Annotated in this window: 14 protein-coding genes; 3 read left to right on the top strand and 11 right to left on the bottom strand. The window is 75.1% G+C overall.

Features of this window, described 5'->3' with window-relative positions; genetic code table 11:
• Positions 1-3: 3 nt before the first annotated feature.
• From ACWCSU_RS43405 to ACWCSU_RS43430, 6 genes are all read right to left on the bottom strand, one after another.
• Positions 4-942, bottom strand: a complete 939-nt coding sequence (locus ACWCSU_RS43405) for a DUF4097 family beta strand repeat-containing protein (protein WP_449942385.1) — start codon at positions 940-942, stop codon at positions 4-6.
• On the bottom strand, positions 942-1,508 hold the full coding sequence (locus tag ACWCSU_RS43410; RefSeq protein WP_449942386.1) for a toxin-antitoxin system HicB family antitoxin: 567 nt from the start codon (positions 1,506-1,508) through the stop codon (positions 942-944). Before ACWCSU_RS43410 ends, ACWCSU_RS43405 begins: the two co-directional genes overlap by 1 nt.
• Positions 1,509-1,575: 67 nt before the next feature.
• Positions 1,576-1,965: a YunG family protein gene (locus tag ACWCSU_RS43415; RefSeq protein WP_364098076.1), complete on the bottom strand. Its 390-nt coding sequence runs from the start codon at positions 1,963-1,965 to the stop codon at positions 1,576-1,578.
• A gap of 232 nt (positions 1,966-2,197) precedes the next feature.
• Positions 2,198-2,704, bottom strand: coding sequence for an FBP domain-containing protein (locus tag ACWCSU_RS43420; protein ID WP_357705476.1), 507 nt, complete (start codon positions 2,702-2,704; stop codon positions 2,198-2,200).
• Complete coding sequence (locus ACWCSU_RS43425; RefSeq protein ID WP_449942387.1) at positions 2,701-4,080, bottom strand: DHA2 family efflux MFS transporter permease subunit; 1,380 nt, start codon at positions 4,078-4,080, stop codon at positions 2,701-2,703. The genes ACWCSU_RS43420 and ACWCSU_RS43425 overlap by 4 nt, the downstream gene beginning before the upstream one ends.
• A complete protein-coding gene (locus tag ACWCSU_RS43430; RefSeq protein WP_449942448.1) occupies positions 4,077-4,649 on the bottom strand; it encodes a TetR/AcrR family transcriptional regulator in 573 nt (190 codons plus the stop codon). Before ACWCSU_RS43430 ends, ACWCSU_RS43425 begins: the two co-directional genes overlap by 4 nt.
• 131 nt (positions 4,650-4,780) lie before the next feature.
• Here ACWCSU_RS43430 and ACWCSU_RS43435 point away from each other — a divergent pair, with 131 nt between their 5' ends.
• Genes ACWCSU_RS43435 through ACWCSU_RS43445 form a run of 3 tightly spaced genes read left to right on the top strand, consistent with a single transcriptional unit; the run spans position 4,781 to position 7,623 of the window.
• On the top strand, positions 4,781-4,981 hold the full coding sequence (locus ACWCSU_RS43435) for a ferredoxin (RefSeq protein WP_357705478.1): 201 nt from the start codon (positions 4,781-4,783) through the stop codon (positions 4,979-4,981).
• Positions 4,974-6,350 (top strand): NAD(P)/FAD-dependent oxidoreductase, encoded by a 1,377-nt coding sequence (locus ACWCSU_RS43440; RefSeq protein ID WP_449942388.1) that lies wholly within the window; start codon positions 4,974-4,976, stop codon positions 6,348-6,350. The genes ACWCSU_RS43435 and ACWCSU_RS43440 overlap by 8 nt, the downstream gene beginning before the upstream one ends.
• A 16-nt stretch (positions 6,351-6,366) precedes the next feature.
• Positions 6,367-7,623, top strand: a complete 1,257-nt coding sequence (locus ACWCSU_RS43445; RefSeq protein WP_449942389.1) for a cytochrome P450 — start codon at positions 6,367-6,369, stop codon at positions 7,621-7,623.
• On the opposite strand, the gene egtE is transcribed toward ACWCSU_RS43445, so the two are convergent.
• The 5 genes from egtE to egtA are packed head-to-tail and all read right to left on the bottom strand — an operon-like array spanning position 7,620 to position 13,060.
• Positions 7,620-8,792, bottom strand: a complete 1,173-nt coding sequence (gene egtE, locus ACWCSU_RS43450; RefSeq protein WP_449942390.1) for an ergothioneine biosynthesis PLP-dependent enzyme EgtE — start codon at positions 8,790-8,792, stop codon at positions 7,620-7,622. The genes ACWCSU_RS43445 and egtE overlap by 4 nt on opposite strands.
• The gene (gene egtD, locus ACWCSU_RS43455) at positions 8,792-9,772 is read right to left on the bottom strand and encodes an L-histidine N(alpha)-methyltransferase (protein ID WP_449942391.1); all 981 of its coding nucleotides are present in this window, start codon (positions 9,770-9,772) and stop codon (positions 8,792-8,794) included. Before egtD ends, egtE begins: the two co-directional genes overlap by 1 nt.
• A gap of 19 nt (positions 9,773-9,791) precedes the next feature.
• Positions 9,792-10,502, bottom strand: coding sequence for an ergothioneine biosynthesis protein EgtC (gene egtC / locus ACWCSU_RS43460; protein WP_357705483.1), 711 nt, complete (start codon positions 10,500-10,502; stop codon positions 9,792-9,794).
• Positions 10,503-11,798, bottom strand: a complete 1,296-nt coding sequence (gene egtB / locus ACWCSU_RS43465) for an ergothioneine biosynthesis protein EgtB (protein WP_357705484.1) — start codon at positions 11,796-11,798, stop codon at positions 10,503-10,505.
• Entirely contained in the window at positions 11,795-13,060 is a 1,266-nt protein-coding gene (egtA, locus tag ACWCSU_RS43470) for an ergothioneine biosynthesis glutamate--cysteine ligase EgtA (protein ID WP_449942392.1), read from the bottom strand. Before egtA ends, egtB begins: the two co-directional genes overlap by 4 nt.
• Between the last annotated feature and the right edge of the window lie 56 nt (positions 13,061-13,116).

The following is a 13,116-nucleotide window of genomic DNA, read 5'->3' on the forward strand; positions in this document are numbered from 1 at the left end:
TCGTCAGGAACGGTGGATGACGATGTCCCCATGGGTGGTGTGGGCGCGGACCTCGACGATCGCCGCCCCGTCGCCGGGGTCGTCGCCCGGGTCTAGGGTGACGTCGACCGTGCCGTACCTGGAGCTGACGTCCAGCCAGGCGGCGGTGCCCGCCCGGACGCCGAGGTCGAGGCCGCCACCGGTGGTCTCCATGACGACCGCGCCGGAGGACATCTCGTGGATCTGCACGCCGGCGTAGGCGGTCTTGGCGACGACGCCGGCCAGCGGGCGGTCGACGGTGATGTCGCCGTGGGCGCTGTTGAGCCGCAGCTCGCCGGTCACCACGCCGAGGCGCACCTCGCCGTGGGCGGTCTTGACCGCGGCGGCGCCGTCGATCTCGCCGACCCGGATGTCGCCGTGGTTCGTGGTGATCTCGGCGTGCCCGCGGGCGCGGGTGACGGAGATGTTGCCGTGGGCGCTCTTCAGGCGCAGCCGGCCCGCCTCCTCGACGCGGATGTCGCCGTACGTGGTGGTGACGGTCACCTCGCCGAGCAGGCCGCGGCAGGAGACGCCGCCGGGCGTCTTGGCGTCGAGGCGGGATCCGGCCGGCAGCTCGATCGTGACGTCCACCGAGCCCGTGCCGAGCAGCAGCGAACGCGCCCAGTCGGCGGGCGACTCGACGAGCTTTCCGAGCGAGAGCCCCCAGCCGAGGACCGGCGCTCCCTGCTCCTTGTCGGCGGCCACCGTGAGCCTGCCGTCGGCGTGATGGACCTGGACGTGCCGGGCCGCCTGCACGTCGGCGTCGTTGTGCTCGTCGCTCGGGCGGACCTCGACCACGGTGTCGGCACGGTCGCCCGCGACGACGCGGACGGCGGCGGTCCCCAGGTCGAGGAGGACGACGATGGGTCGGGGCGTGTCGAAGACCGGCATTCCGGACTCCTTCTCGTCGGTCGGCATGGTCATCAGCGCACCCAGCCGCTGTAGCGGTTGCCGGTCTGCCGGGCGGGGCCGCGGGGGGTGCGGCGGGCGGCGTCGCCGGGGTCGAGGGCCGCCGAGACGGCGCGGACCAGCCAGGCGTTGACCGACAGCCCTTCGCGCGCGGCGGCCTCCTCGATGCGCGGCTTGAGCGCCTCGGGGACCCGGAGCGAGATCCGGGACGTACCACCCTCGTCGGCGTCGGAGGGCGGCGGCGCGGGCGGTTGCGGTGGCGGGTGCGCGCCCGGCCCTGCCGCACCCATGGCACCACCCGTGGCGGCTTCGCCCTCCTCCGCGAACGGATGGGCGGCGGGCGGTGGCGTCACGACGAAGGCGGGGTCGCGCCCGCGCAGGCGCACCTCGACCGACCCGGGCGCGAGGTCCTGGGTGATCTCGTCCGCGGCGGCCGACAGGGCCTCCAGCAGGGCGAGGCGGGCGGCCGACGCCAGCGTCGCGGAGAAGTGTTCGGCCAGCGCACGAGCTTCCTCGCCGCCCGTGCCGGCGGCGAGCATGAGCTCGCGCCGGAGTTGGTCCACATACGGCGCAAGGTCCATGACGCCATCATGACATGCAGAGTGACGCCATCGCAACCGCGCTATGACGTCACTATGGCGTCACACCTCAGCCGGGCAGGGACGGGGACAGCGCGGTGACGACGCGGTGACGCAGCAGCTCGTACTCCTCCCGGCAGCGGCGCGGCGCGTCGGGGGGACGCTGCTGGACCTGGGGGTTCACGACGACCTCACCCGGGTGGAACTGGTCCCCGGCGAAGTCGATCTCGGTGCCGTCGGGCAGGCGGTTCCAGTAGTGGTGACCGACCTTGACGCCATCGGCTTGCACCTCGGCCAGGATCAGGTCTCCCCCGAGCAGGTCATGGACCACCAGGGCGGTCGTGCCGCACTGCCCTCTGGCGGGGTTGGCGGGCCGCCATTCCTCCCGCGCGGCGGTGTCGCAGGTGTCGGGCCCCCACGCGGCCCGTATCACCGGACGCAACAATTCCAGTATCAACATCGGGGCAGTGTCGCAGGCGGGTCCGACAGTCCACCGTTCTCCGGCGGGCGCCGATCGGGAAGGACACCGGTTCCGGAACCGGGGAACCGGGCGGCCGTCGCAGGGGTCCAAGTCGAGGGCGGCGTTCCGCGCCGGCGTCGGGCGCCTGAGGGCGCAGACGTGTCGGCCGACGCCGCGGGTGGCCCTTCCCGCCCTGCGACGCGAGCTGGACGCCGCCCCTCCAGCTCCCCCTTCAGGCGAGGGCGCCGTCGAGCACCTTGTCGAGGAAGGCGTCCAGGTTGACCGCGGCGCGGGCGACGCGTTCGGGCACGGTCAGCGACTCGAACCGGACGCCCAGCTCGGTCTGCTTCAGCTCCCGCACGTACAGGGAGCAGGCCAGGTCGGAGCACATGTACGCGCCCACCGTGTTGCCCTGCCGTCCCGCCGCGCCGACCCGGGGCGCGGTGAACAGCGCGACCCCGGTCCCGGCGTGCGGGGTCACGCAGATCGAGCACAGCGTGCTCTTGGTGAAGCTCCTGCGCACCTCCTGGCCGAGCCGCAGCGCGACGCCGACCGCCGCGCCGCCGCGCTCAGCCACCAGGTACGCGCGCTCGGGCGCCCCCGGATCGCGCCAGCCCAGGAAGTCGAGGTCGGGCCAGGGCAGCTCGGACAGCCCCCGGGGGACGGCGAGCCTGCGGGCCTCGCCCTTGGAGCAGTTGACGAAGGACGAGCGGATCTCGTTCTCGGTGACGGGGTTCATGACGTGCCTGCTTTCGAGGACGGGAGGAACAGGGCGGGCAGGAGGCAGAGCGCGACGGCGGCCAGCGCGACCCAGAAGGCGGGCCGGTAGCCGCCGTGCTGGAGCAGCACGGCCACACAGGCGGTGCCGGCCGCCGCGCCGACCTGCTGGCCGATGGCGTTGGCGGTGGTCGCGGCGGGCACCTTGGCCGGCGGCAGCGAGTGGTAGAGGGTGATCATGGTGGGTGAGACGGCGAGAGCCGCCCCCACCCCGCGCACGAACAGCGCCACCGGCAGCAGCGCCGTGCCCGTGCCCGGGTCGGCCAGCGCGAACGGCAGCGTCCCGGCCGCCAGCAGGACCAGGCCCGTGACGACGATCCGGCGCGGGTTGCCGTTGAGGTCGATGAGCCGGCCGGCGGCGAGCACCGCGACGAGCATGCCGAGCCCCTGCGGCGCGAGGACCAGCCCGGCGCCGAGCGCCCCGGAGCCTTCGGCCGTCTGGAAGAACAGCGGCACCAGGAACACGGCGGCGAACAGGGAGAAGTTCGCCAGGAAGGCCAGCGCGGCGGAGGCGGCGAAGGCCCGGTCGCGGAACAGGCCGGGCTCGATGATCCGCGGCCCGGAGGTGCGGGCGGCCCGCCACAGGCAGCCGGCCAGCAGCAGCGCGCCGGCCGCCGCGGTCAGCGCGGCGACGGGCTCACCGGCCCCGCTCAGCCCGTGGAGCAGCAGGGTCAGGCCGCCGCTCACGCCGAGCAGGCCGGCCAGGTCGAGGCGTTCGGCCGGGCCGTCAGGCCGGGCGGTGCGGACGTACAGGGCGGAGAGGACGACGCCGGCCGCCACGAACGGGACGTTGACCAGGAACACCCACCGCCACGACAACGCCTCCAGCAGCACGCCGCCGACGACCGGCCCGAGGACGGGCGCGAACACGGCGGGTACGGCCATCAGCGCCATCATCCGCCCGAGCCGGTCGCGCCCGGCCAGCTCGACGACGATGATCCGGCTGAGCGGGAACAACATGCCCGCCCCCGCCCCCTGCACGACGCGGAAGGCGACGAGGCTGCCGAGCGACCAGGCCGACCCGCACAGGATCGAGCCGGCCAGGAACACGCCGAGCGAGACGGTCCAGGCCGTTCCCGCGCCGAACCGCCGGGCGGCCCACCCGGTCGCCGGGATGACCGCGGCCAGGGCGAGCAGGTAGGCGGTGGTCACCCATTGGGTGGCCGCCAGGTCGGCGGAGAACGTGCGGGCCAGGGTGTGCGTGGCGACTCCGACGACGGTGCCGTCGAGCAGCGCGGTGAACGCGCCGAGGGTGAGCACCCCGGCGACCGTCACCAGCCGCCGGTCGAGGCCGGGCGGAGGCCCTGCGGTGTGCGCGTGCGCGCCTGTGCCGGTCATGGGGACACCTGCCAATGCCTGAGGGCGCTGTCGAGCGCGTCGATGATCGCGTCCCACGACTGCCGGACGTCGCGGGAGGCCTGGAAGCCGCCGCGGGCCTCCAGGTTGGTGAAGCCGTGGAAGGTGCTGCGGAGCAGCCGGATGGCGTCGGTGTGGGCCGGTTCGGGCAGCCCGTACGCGGCCACGACGGCGTTGGTGGTGGTGAAGATGCGCTGCACGTCGGCGCACGCGGCGACGATCTCGGGGTCGAGCCGGAGCTGGGTGGCCTCGTACAGGCCCGGGTGGGCCAGGGCGAAGTCGCGGTAGGCGGCGGCGAAGGCGGCCAGCGCGTCCTTGCCCGCCTTGCCGGCGACCGCCGCGGTCAGGGCGTCGGCCTGGATGCGGGCGGCCCGCAGCGCCACGCGTACGCGCAGGTCCTGGAGGTTCCTGACGTGGGAGTAGAGGCTCGCGTCCGCGACGCCGAAGCGGCGCGCCAGCGCCGAGAGCGTCAGGTTGTCGAACCCGGCCTCGTCGGCCAGTTCCCCGGCCGCCTCCGTCACGCGGTCCGCCGTCAGACCCGCCCGAGCCATCATGTTCCACCTCCGCAGCAGCAAACCTAACCTTCCTAGGTTTTACCCTAGGGATCCTAGGTTTCGCAAATCAGGAAAACTTGGGATCAGGTTGGAACGTGGCTGGAGCAGCCGTTCGTAACGTGGCGGACATGAGAGTGCTCGTCGATCTGAACCGCTGCCTGAGCTACGGGCAGTGCGTGTTCGCGGCGCCGGCGGTCTTCCGCTTCCACGGCGCCGAGTCACTCGAGTACGACTACGCCCCCGCCGACGCGATGCGCGAGCAGGTACGGGAGGCCGCCGCGGCCTGCCCGGTGCAGGCGATCAGCTACTCGCCGGACGACCGTGCGTAGCGCGGTGATCGTCGGCGCCTCGCTGGCCGGGCTGCGGGCCGCCGAGACGCTGCGCGCCAAGGGCTTCACCGGGGAGCTCACCCTGATCGGCGACGAGCCGTACGAGCCCTACGACCGGCCGCCGCTGTCCAAGCAGGTGCTGGCCGGACGGGCCTCGCCCGCGCACACCGCGCTCGTCATGGCCGAGGACCTGCGGGCGCGCTGGCTGCTCGGCGAGCCCGCCACCGGCCTGGACCTGCGCACCCGCCAGGTACGCCTGTCCGGCGGGCGGGAGATCGGCTTCGACCGGGTGCTGATCGCCACCGGCACCCGGGCGCGGCCCTGGCCGGACCCCGCCGAGGCGGCCCTGGACGGCGTCTTCACGCTGCGCGGACGCGACGACGCGGCGAGCCTTCAGGCCGCGCTCGCCGCCGGGCCGAGCCGGGTGCTGGTCATCGGCGGCGGGTTCACCGGCTCGGAGATCGCCTCCGTCTGCCGCGAGATGGGCCTGGCCGTGACGGTCGCGGAACGCGGCCCGGCCCCGCTGGCCGGCGCCCTGGGCGCGGCGGCCGGGAGCGTGGCCGCCCGGCTGCACCGCGAGCACGGCGTGGACCTGCGGGTGAACACCACGGTCATGGCCCTGGAGGGCGACGCGGACGGCCGGCTGCGCGCCGCCCACCTGTCCGACGGCGACGTGCTGCCGGTCGAGGTCGCGGTGGTGGCGCTCGGGGCCGTCCGCAACACCGAGTGGCTGGCCGGATCGGGCCTGGCGGCCGACCCGCGCGGGGTGGTGTGCGACGCCGCCTGCCGGGCCTTCGACGCCGACGCGATCGTCACGTCCGACGTCTTCGTGGCCGGGGACGTGGCCCGCTGGCCGCACCCGCACTACGACGGCCTGCTGCTGGCCGTGGAGCACTGGGACAACGCGGTGCGCCAGGCGTCCACGGCCGCGCACAACATGGTCGCCGACCGGCCGCGCCCGCACCGGGGGCTGCCCGCGTTCTGGTCCTACCAGTTCGGCGTCAGCATCAAGTCCGTCGGGCTGCCGACGATCGCCGACGAGGTGGTGGTCACGCAGGGTTCGGTGGCCGAGCGCCGCTTCGTGGCCTGTTTCGGCCGCCAGGGCCGGTGCGTGGCGGCGGTCGCGGTGGACGCGCCACGCGCGCTGCCCGCCTACGCCGACCTCATCGAGGCGGCCGCGCCCTTCCCGCCCGACCTGCGGGCCGCCGACGGGCCGCGCACGCTGCTCCCGGTGCCCGCCGGCCTCGCCGTGGACGGCCAGTCCACCCACAGCCCGACGGCCGCGGTGACCGGGCCCGGCCCGACCGCGCGCGAGGTGCCGCGCGAGCGCGACCCCCGCTCGCCGCTGACCGCGCCGCCGCTGGAATGAGAGCCGGAGGACGACCATGGCCCACCAGGTGACGCAGAGCCTGTTCGCGCAGGTCCTGGACGAGGCGAGCCGCCCGGACCCGTACCCGCTGTACGCCCGGCTGCGCGAGACGCCCGTCGCCCGCCAGGGGGACGACCTGTACGCGGTGAGCACGTACGCCGAGATCGTCTCGCTGCTGCACGACCCGCGGATCAGCTCCGACGAGCGCAAGAGCAGGAGCGGCTCCGGCTCGTTCGGCGCCTCCGGCAGGCTCATGGCCGCCCGGAACGCCGAGGACGGGCAGGACGGGCAGGACTCGCGGAAACCGGCGTTCATCTTCCTCGACCCACCCGACCACGACCGGCTGCGGCGGATCGTCATGCGGCACTTCACCCCCGAGCGGATCAACCGGCTCGGTGAGGACGTGGTGTCGCTGGTGGCCGAACTGCTCGACCGCCGCGCCGGCTCCGACTCCATGGACGTGGTGGACGATTTGGCCTACCCGCTGCCGGTCACGGTGATCTGCGAGCTGCTCGGCGTGCCCAAGGAGGACGAGCCGCGCTTCCATGGCTGGGCCTCGGCGCTGGCCCGTACGCTGGACCCGCCCGAGGGGCTGTCGGAGGAGGAGGTGCGGCAGGCGGAGGCTGCCGCGCCGGAGCTGCGCGCGTACCTGGTCGGCCTGGCCGGCGAGCGGCACGCCCGCCCGTCGGACGACCTGCTGTCGGCGCTGCTCACCGACGGCGAGGCCGAGCGGATGGATCCTCAGGAGATCATCGCGACGATGGCCCTGCTGCTCATCGCCGGTCACGAGACGACCGTCAACCTGATCACCAACGGCATGCTGACGTTCCTGCGCAACCCGGAGGCGCTGGCGCGGCTGCGCGCCGACCCCGCGCTGATCGTGCCGGCCGTCGAGGAGGTGCTGCGCTACGACCCGCCGGTGCAGTTCCGCACCCGCACGACGCTGGCCGACATCGAGATCGCCGGGGTCACCATCCCCCAGGGCGCGGACGTGGCGCTGCTGCTGGCCTCGGGCAGCCGGGACCAGGCCCGCTTCCCCGGCGCCGACCGCTTCGACCCGGCGCGCCGGGACAACCAGCACCTGGGGTTCGGCGGAGGCGTCCACTACTGCGTGGGGGCGCCGCTGGCCCGGATCGAGGCGCGGGCCGCGCTGGGGGCGCTGGTGACCCGGCTGGTCGGGCCGGAACTGGCCGCCGACCCGCCGCCGTACCGGCACAGCGCGTCACTGCGCGGCCCCGCGCACCTGACGGTGGGCTTCGCCCGCCTGCTCTAGTGCCCCTCAAGGAGGCGGGCCAGGGCGTCCAACGTCTCCTGCCGGGTGCCCGGGGGCGGGGAGACGCGCAGTACCGGCTCGCGCAGGTCGAGCGGGGCGCGGGCGACCGGCGCGACGCCCACCAGCAGGCCCGCCCCGGCCGCCGCCGCCGCGGTCCTGGCGGCGTCGCCGCCGTCGGGCGGGCGCAGGGTGACGACGGCCGTCGGCTCGTCGTACGGCTCCACCACCCGCCAGCCGCCCCGGCCGTCGAGCGTGTGCCGGGCCGTCGCGCCCAGGTCGGCGAGGTGGCCGCGGACCGCGTCCGGCCCCAGGTCGTGGTGCTCCAGGACGGCGACGCCGAGGCCGACCCGCGCCGCGACCGCCGACTCGGCGCTCTCGTAGCGCGCGGCCCCGGGCAGCGGCCCGGTGCGCGGCGGGTCGTCCAGCCATACGTGACCGCCGAGCGTGGGGGCCGCCGCGTCCATCTCCTCGGTGAGGCCGGGCACGATGAGGAAGCCGACGCCGCGCGGCCCGGCCAGCCACTTGCGGGAGGTGCCGACGTAGGCGGTGGCCCGCGCGCCGGTGACGTCCAGGTGGCCGAGCGACTGGCACACGTCCAGGACGAGGGGCACGCCGGCCTCCCGGCACAGGCGGCCGATCTCCCTGACCGGCTGCGCGGTCCCCCGGTGGGAGGGCAGGTGCGGAAGGGTGACCAGGTCCAGGCCGCGGCGCAGGGCGGCGGACAGGGCGTCGAGGTCGAGGCGGGCGTCGTCGTCGGCGGGCAGCTCGGCGAGGGTCCAGCCGCGCTCGGCGGCCAGGCGGCGCAACAGCATGAGCGTGCTGCCGTACTCCGAGCGGGTGAAGCCGACCCGGGCGCCCGGCGGCAGGCGCCAGCCGCCGAGCAGCGCCGCCATCGCGGCCGTGCCGCTCTCCAGGAAGGCGACGTCGGCGGCGGCCGCGCCGGTCAGGGCGGCCAGCGCGGACCTGGGCGCGGTGAGGCCGGGCACGGCGGCGTACCCGCCGCGCTCGCGTTCCCGTTCCAGGTGCTCGACCGTCGCGGCCAGCACGCGGTCGCTGGGCACGTTGCAGCCGGCCGCGTCGAGGTGGCCGGGCGGCCCGGCCGAGCGCGCGGCCCGCCAGCGTTCGGCGATCACGTACCGGCCGGCAGCGGCCCGCCGGTGTTCGGCCATCACGTACCGGCCAGCAGCAGCCCGAAGTCGCCGTCGGGGTCGGTCCACGAGCGCAGGACGGTGAACCCGGCCGCGGCCAGCTCCTCCCCCAGCGGCTCCAGCCGGAACTTGGCGCTGATCTCGGTCCGCATCTCCTCCCCCGCGGTGAAGTCCACCGTCAGCCCGAGCGCGCCGACCGGCACCCGCATGTCCCGGGTGGCCCGCAGCCGCATCTCGATCCACTCGTTGCGCTCGTCGTACAGGGCGACGTGCTCGAACGCCTCCGGCTCGAACCCGGCCGCCAGCTCCCGGTTCACCACGCGCAGGACGTTCCTGTTGAACGCGGCCGTCACCCCGGCGGCGTCGTCGTAGGCGGCGACCAGCCGCGCGGTGTCCTTGACCAGGTCGGCGCCGAGCAGGAACGTGTCGCCGGACCGCAGGGTGGCGCGCAGTTCCTTGAGGAACACCTGGCGGGCGGCCGGTTCGAGGTTGCCGATCGTGCCGCCGAGGAAGGCCACCATGCGCCTGCCCGAGCGCGGCAGCAGCCGCAGGTGCCGCTCGAAGTCGGCGCACACCGGCCGCACCTCCAGCCCGGAGTAACGGCCGCCCAGCCGGCGCGCGGCCGCCTCCAGCGTGACGGCGTCCACGTCCACCGGCGTGTAGGCGCGCAGCGTGCCCGCCGCGGTGAGCGCGTCCAGCAGGATCACGGTCTTCTCGCTCGTGCCCGACCCCAGCTCGACCAGCGTGTCGGCGCCGCTCGCCGCGGCGATCTCGCCCGCCCGCGCGCGCAGGATCGTCAGTTCGCGGCGGGTCGGGTAGTACTCGGGCAACCGGGTGATGCGCGAGAACAGGTCGCTGCCCGCCTCGTCGTAGAACCACTTGGGCGGCAGCCACTTCGGCGTGGCCGTCAGCCCGGTCCTGACGTCGTGTTCGAGCGCCTGGCGCAGGTAGCCGGGGTCAAGATGGTTGATCACACGGACGGTCGGCTGGGTGACGGGCACGAGATCCTCCTTCAGAAGGTCACAACGGCTGGACGCGTACGTCGCCCGGCGTGGCGGTCAACAGGCTGCGATCGGGCACCGCCTGCCAGCCCGGCCGGTCGTCCAGCGGCTCGCTGGCCACGTACACGCCGTCCTGGTCGGCATGGAAGAAGAGGGTGTCGCCCCAGACGGTCGCGGCGAGCGCGGTGCCGTCGCAGGCGAGCAGGTTCAGGCGGGCGGCGGGGTCCTTCTCCCCCGCGCGCACGACGACGTCGGCCAGCGCCGCGGCCAGGCCGAGCCCCGCGCTCCCGCGGGCGAACACGGCGGCGGCCAGCCAGGCCGAGTCGCAGGGGCTCTCGGGCAGGTCGTCGGCCAGGTCCATGACCGCGTCGCGCTCGACCCGGCCGTTGTGGCTGAGCAGCCAGCCGCCCCCGGCGAACGGCGCGGTGGCGCTCTCCTCGACCGGCATGCCGGTCGTGGCGCACCGCACGGCCGCCAGCAGGCAGTGGGAGCGGGCGATCTCGGCGAGCGCGGGCAGGTTGGCGTCGGCCCAGATGGGGATCGCGCGGCGGTAGCGCACGGGCTCGGTCCTGGCCGGGTCGTACCAGGCCATGCCGTAGCCGTCGGCGTTGACCGTGCCGTGGCGCTGCCGCCGGGGCGCGTACGACTGGGCGAGCAGGCCGTGCTCCGGCTCGTGGATCAGCGTGGTCAGCGCGCGCGGGGCGCCCAGCCAGGCGGCGTGCCGGCACATCTAGGCCCGCTCGGCGTCACGGGCGCAGCGGAAACCGGTGAAGATCTGCCGCCTGATCGGGTAGTCCCAGTTCCGGAACGTCGTCCGCACCGCCGCCGGGTCGGCCGCCCACGAGCCGCCGCGCAGCACCCGGTACTCCTGCCCGAAGAAGACCTCGCTGTACTCCTTGTACGGGAAGCTGCGGAATCCGGGATAGGGCTGGAACCACGACCCCGTCCACTCCCACACGTCGCCGACCATCTGCTCGGCCCCGTACGCGCTCGCCCCGGCCGGATAGGCGCCCAGCGGGGCCGGCCGGGCCGCGCGGTGACCGAGGTTGGCCAGGTCCGGACGGGGATCCTCGTCGCCCCACGGGTACTTGCGGGCCCGTCCGGCCGCCGGGTCCCAGCCGCAGGCCTTCTCCCACTCGGCCTCGGTCGGCAGCCGCCGGCCCGCCCACCGGGCGTAGGCGTCGGCCTCGTACCAGCTCACGTGCTGGACCGGCTCGTCCATCGGGACCGGCTCGGCGCGGCCGAATCGGGTGCGCCACCAGGTGCCGCCGTCGCGGGTCCAGAACAGCGGCGCGGCCACTCCGCTCCGCTGCCGCCAGCGCCAGCCGTCCGGGTGCCACCAGCGCGGGTCGTCGTAGCCGCCGGAGTCGACGAACGCGGCGTAGGCGGCGTTGCCGACCGGCAGCCGGTCGATCCAGTAGGCGGGCAGGTCGACCTGGTGGGCGGGGCGTTCGTTGTCGTAGGCCCAGGGCAGGGTGCCGGTGCCCATCTGGAAGGGTCCGGCGGGGACGTGCACCTCGTCGGAGCCGGCGGCGCGGCCCGGCGGCAGGTCGCCGTCGCGGATCAGGCCGGGCTGCCCGGACAGCTGCCAGGTGGCCAGCATCGTCTCGTCGTGCTGGTGCTCGTGCTGGATGACCAGGCCGAACACGAACCCGTCGCGGTGCAGCGGCGCGGCGGACTCCAGGTCGATCGCGTCCAGGACGTCGAGCACCCGGCCGCGTACGCCGCCGATGTACTTCCTGGCCTCCTCCGGGCCGAGGATCGGCAGGGTGGGACGGTCCTTGCGGGGGTGTTTGAAGGCGTCGTAGATGTCGTCGATCTCGGGGCGCAGCGGCGTGATCCCGGCGGCCTCGCGCAGCACCCACAGCTCCTCGTAGTTGCCGACGTGCGCGAGGTCCCACACCAGCGGCGACATCAGCGGGGAGTGCTGGCGCAGCAGCAGGTCGTCCTCGGCCTCGGTGTAGGTCAGCGAACGGTCGCGTACCGCGGTCAGCTCGGCGGCGATGCGCTGCTTGATGTCGTTCATGCCCGTCCTTCTCCGCTCAGCCAGGCCGGCAGCCGCCGTACCGGGTCCGTCATCAGGTCCATCAGGTCGGCCGCCGGGGAGCGGCCCGCGCTCACGTACCGGGCGGCGAAGCCGGACACCTCGGCGGCCAGGCCGGGGGGCACGCCGAGCCGGGGCAGCGCCTCGACGGCGGCGCGGAAGGCGGCCTCGGCGGCGCGGGCGAGCCGCGGGTCGGTCAGGCCGCACCTGGCGGCCACCTCCGCCAGGTCCGCGACGGGCTCGGCGGCCGCCAGGGCGGCGTCGGCGGCGCGGTCGTCGGTGATCAGCGCGTGGGTGACCGCGACGCACACCGGCCAGTCGTCGGGGTGCTGGGCGTCGAGGTAGCGGATCTCCAGCCAGCCGCGCGGCCGGACCGGCGGGAAGAGCGTGGTGGCGTGGTAGGCCAGGTCGTCGGGGGTGGGCGGGCGCTCGCCCGCACCGTCGAGCCAGTCGCGGAAGGTCGAGCCGTCACCGACCGCGCGGTAGCGGCGCTCGTCCTCGCGGACGAGCATGAGCCGGGCGTCGAGCAGGTACGCCGCCCAGGCCGCCGCCGGGTCGCCGGAGCCGTCGACGGGGGCGGTGCGGGTCGGGTCCAGGTTCTCCCAAACGGCCTGGCGGCCCGACATCCAGCCGCAGGGGCGTCCGTGGCTCAGCGGCGAGTTGGCGAAGGCCGCGGTCAGGACGGGCGCGAGCAGCCGGGCGCGCTCCCACCGGGCCGCCGGCCGTTCCCCCAGGTCCACGTTGACCTGGACGGACGCGGTCGAGCACATCATCAGCGGCCCGTACGGGCGGCCCAGGAACTCGGCCATGGCGTCGTAGCGCGGCTGGCGGAGCTGCCGCCGGGCCGGGCGCAGCGGGTCGAGCCCCACCCCGGCCAGCACCAGCCCCTCCCGCCCGAGCGCCGCGCGTACGGTGGCGACGTCGGCGGCCAGCCGCCCGACGGCCTCGGCGAGCGGCCCGGCCGGGCCCGACAGCTCGATCTGGCCGCCCGGCTCGTACGTCACCCGGCTCCCGCCGGCCAGTGCCGGGACGGCCCGCTCGACCCGGCCCATCGGCACCTGCCGCGCCGGGTCCGCCCGGTCGAAGACCAGGAACTCCAGCTCGGCCCCCACCCGGTCGCCCGGGGCGGGGGCGAAGCACCTGCGTGCGAACTCCTCGACCTCCGGCACGCCCCGCAGCGGCCGGCCGGCCGCTTCCGAGGCGCCGGACCCGCCGGCCACCGGGCCGGTCATCGCGTGGCGCATGTGGATACAGACCCGCGAGGCCCGCCAGCGTTACGCGAAATCTGATGATCCGCCTA

The organism is Nonomuraea sp. NPDC001699, from assembly GCF_053596455.1.

What these genes read in the sequence shown, in the direction of transcription:
- egtB (WP_357705484.1), bottom strand. Translation starts at nt 11,798, where the DNA reads ATGAACGACATCAAGCAGCGCATCGCCGCCGAGCTGACCGCGGTACGC.
- egtA (WP_449942392.1), bottom strand. Translation starts at nt 13,060, where the DNA reads ATGCGCCACGCGATGACCGGCCCGGTGGCCGGCGGGTCCGGCGCCTCG.
- ACWCSU_RS43435 (WP_357705478.1), top strand. Translation starts at nt 4,781, where the DNA reads ATGAGAGTGCTCGTCGATCTGAACCGCTGCCTGAGCTACGGGCAGTGC.
- egtE (WP_449942390.1), bottom strand. Translation starts at nt 8,792, where the DNA reads ATGGCCGAACACCGGCGGGCCGCTGCCGGCCGGTACGTGATCGCCGAA.
- ACWCSU_RS43415 (WP_364098076.1), bottom strand. Translation starts at nt 1,965, where the DNA reads ATGTTGATACTGGAATTGTTGCGTCCGGTGATACGGGCCGCGTGGGGG.
- ACWCSU_RS43445 (WP_449942389.1), top strand. Translation starts at nt 6,367, where the DNA reads ATGGCCCACCAGGTGACGCAGAGCCTGTTCGCGCAGGTCCTGGACGAG.
- ACWCSU_RS43425 (WP_449942387.1), bottom strand. Translation starts at nt 4,080, where the DNA reads ATGACCGGCACAGGCGCGCACGCGCACACCGCAGGGCCTCCGCCCGGC.
- egtC (WP_357705483.1), bottom strand. Translation starts at nt 10,502, where the DNA reads ATGTGCCGGCACGCCGCCTGGCTGGGCGCCCCGCGCGCGCTGACCACG.
- ACWCSU_RS43430 (WP_449942448.1), bottom strand. Translation starts at nt 4,649, where the DNA reads ATGGCTCGGGCGGGTCTGACGGCGGACCGCGTGACGGAGGCGGCCGGG.
- ACWCSU_RS43420 (WP_357705476.1), bottom strand. Translation starts at nt 2,704, where the DNA reads ATGAACCCCGTCACCGAGAACGAGATCCGCTCGTCCTTCGTCAACTGC.
- ACWCSU_RS43405 (WP_449942385.1), bottom strand. Translation starts at nt 942, where the DNA reads ATGACCATGCCGACCGACGAGAAGGAGTCCGGAATGCCGGTCTTCGAC.
- ACWCSU_RS43410 (WP_449942386.1), bottom strand. Translation starts at nt 1,508, where the DNA reads ATGGACCTTGCGCCGTATGTGGACCAACTCCGGCGCGAGCTCATGCTC.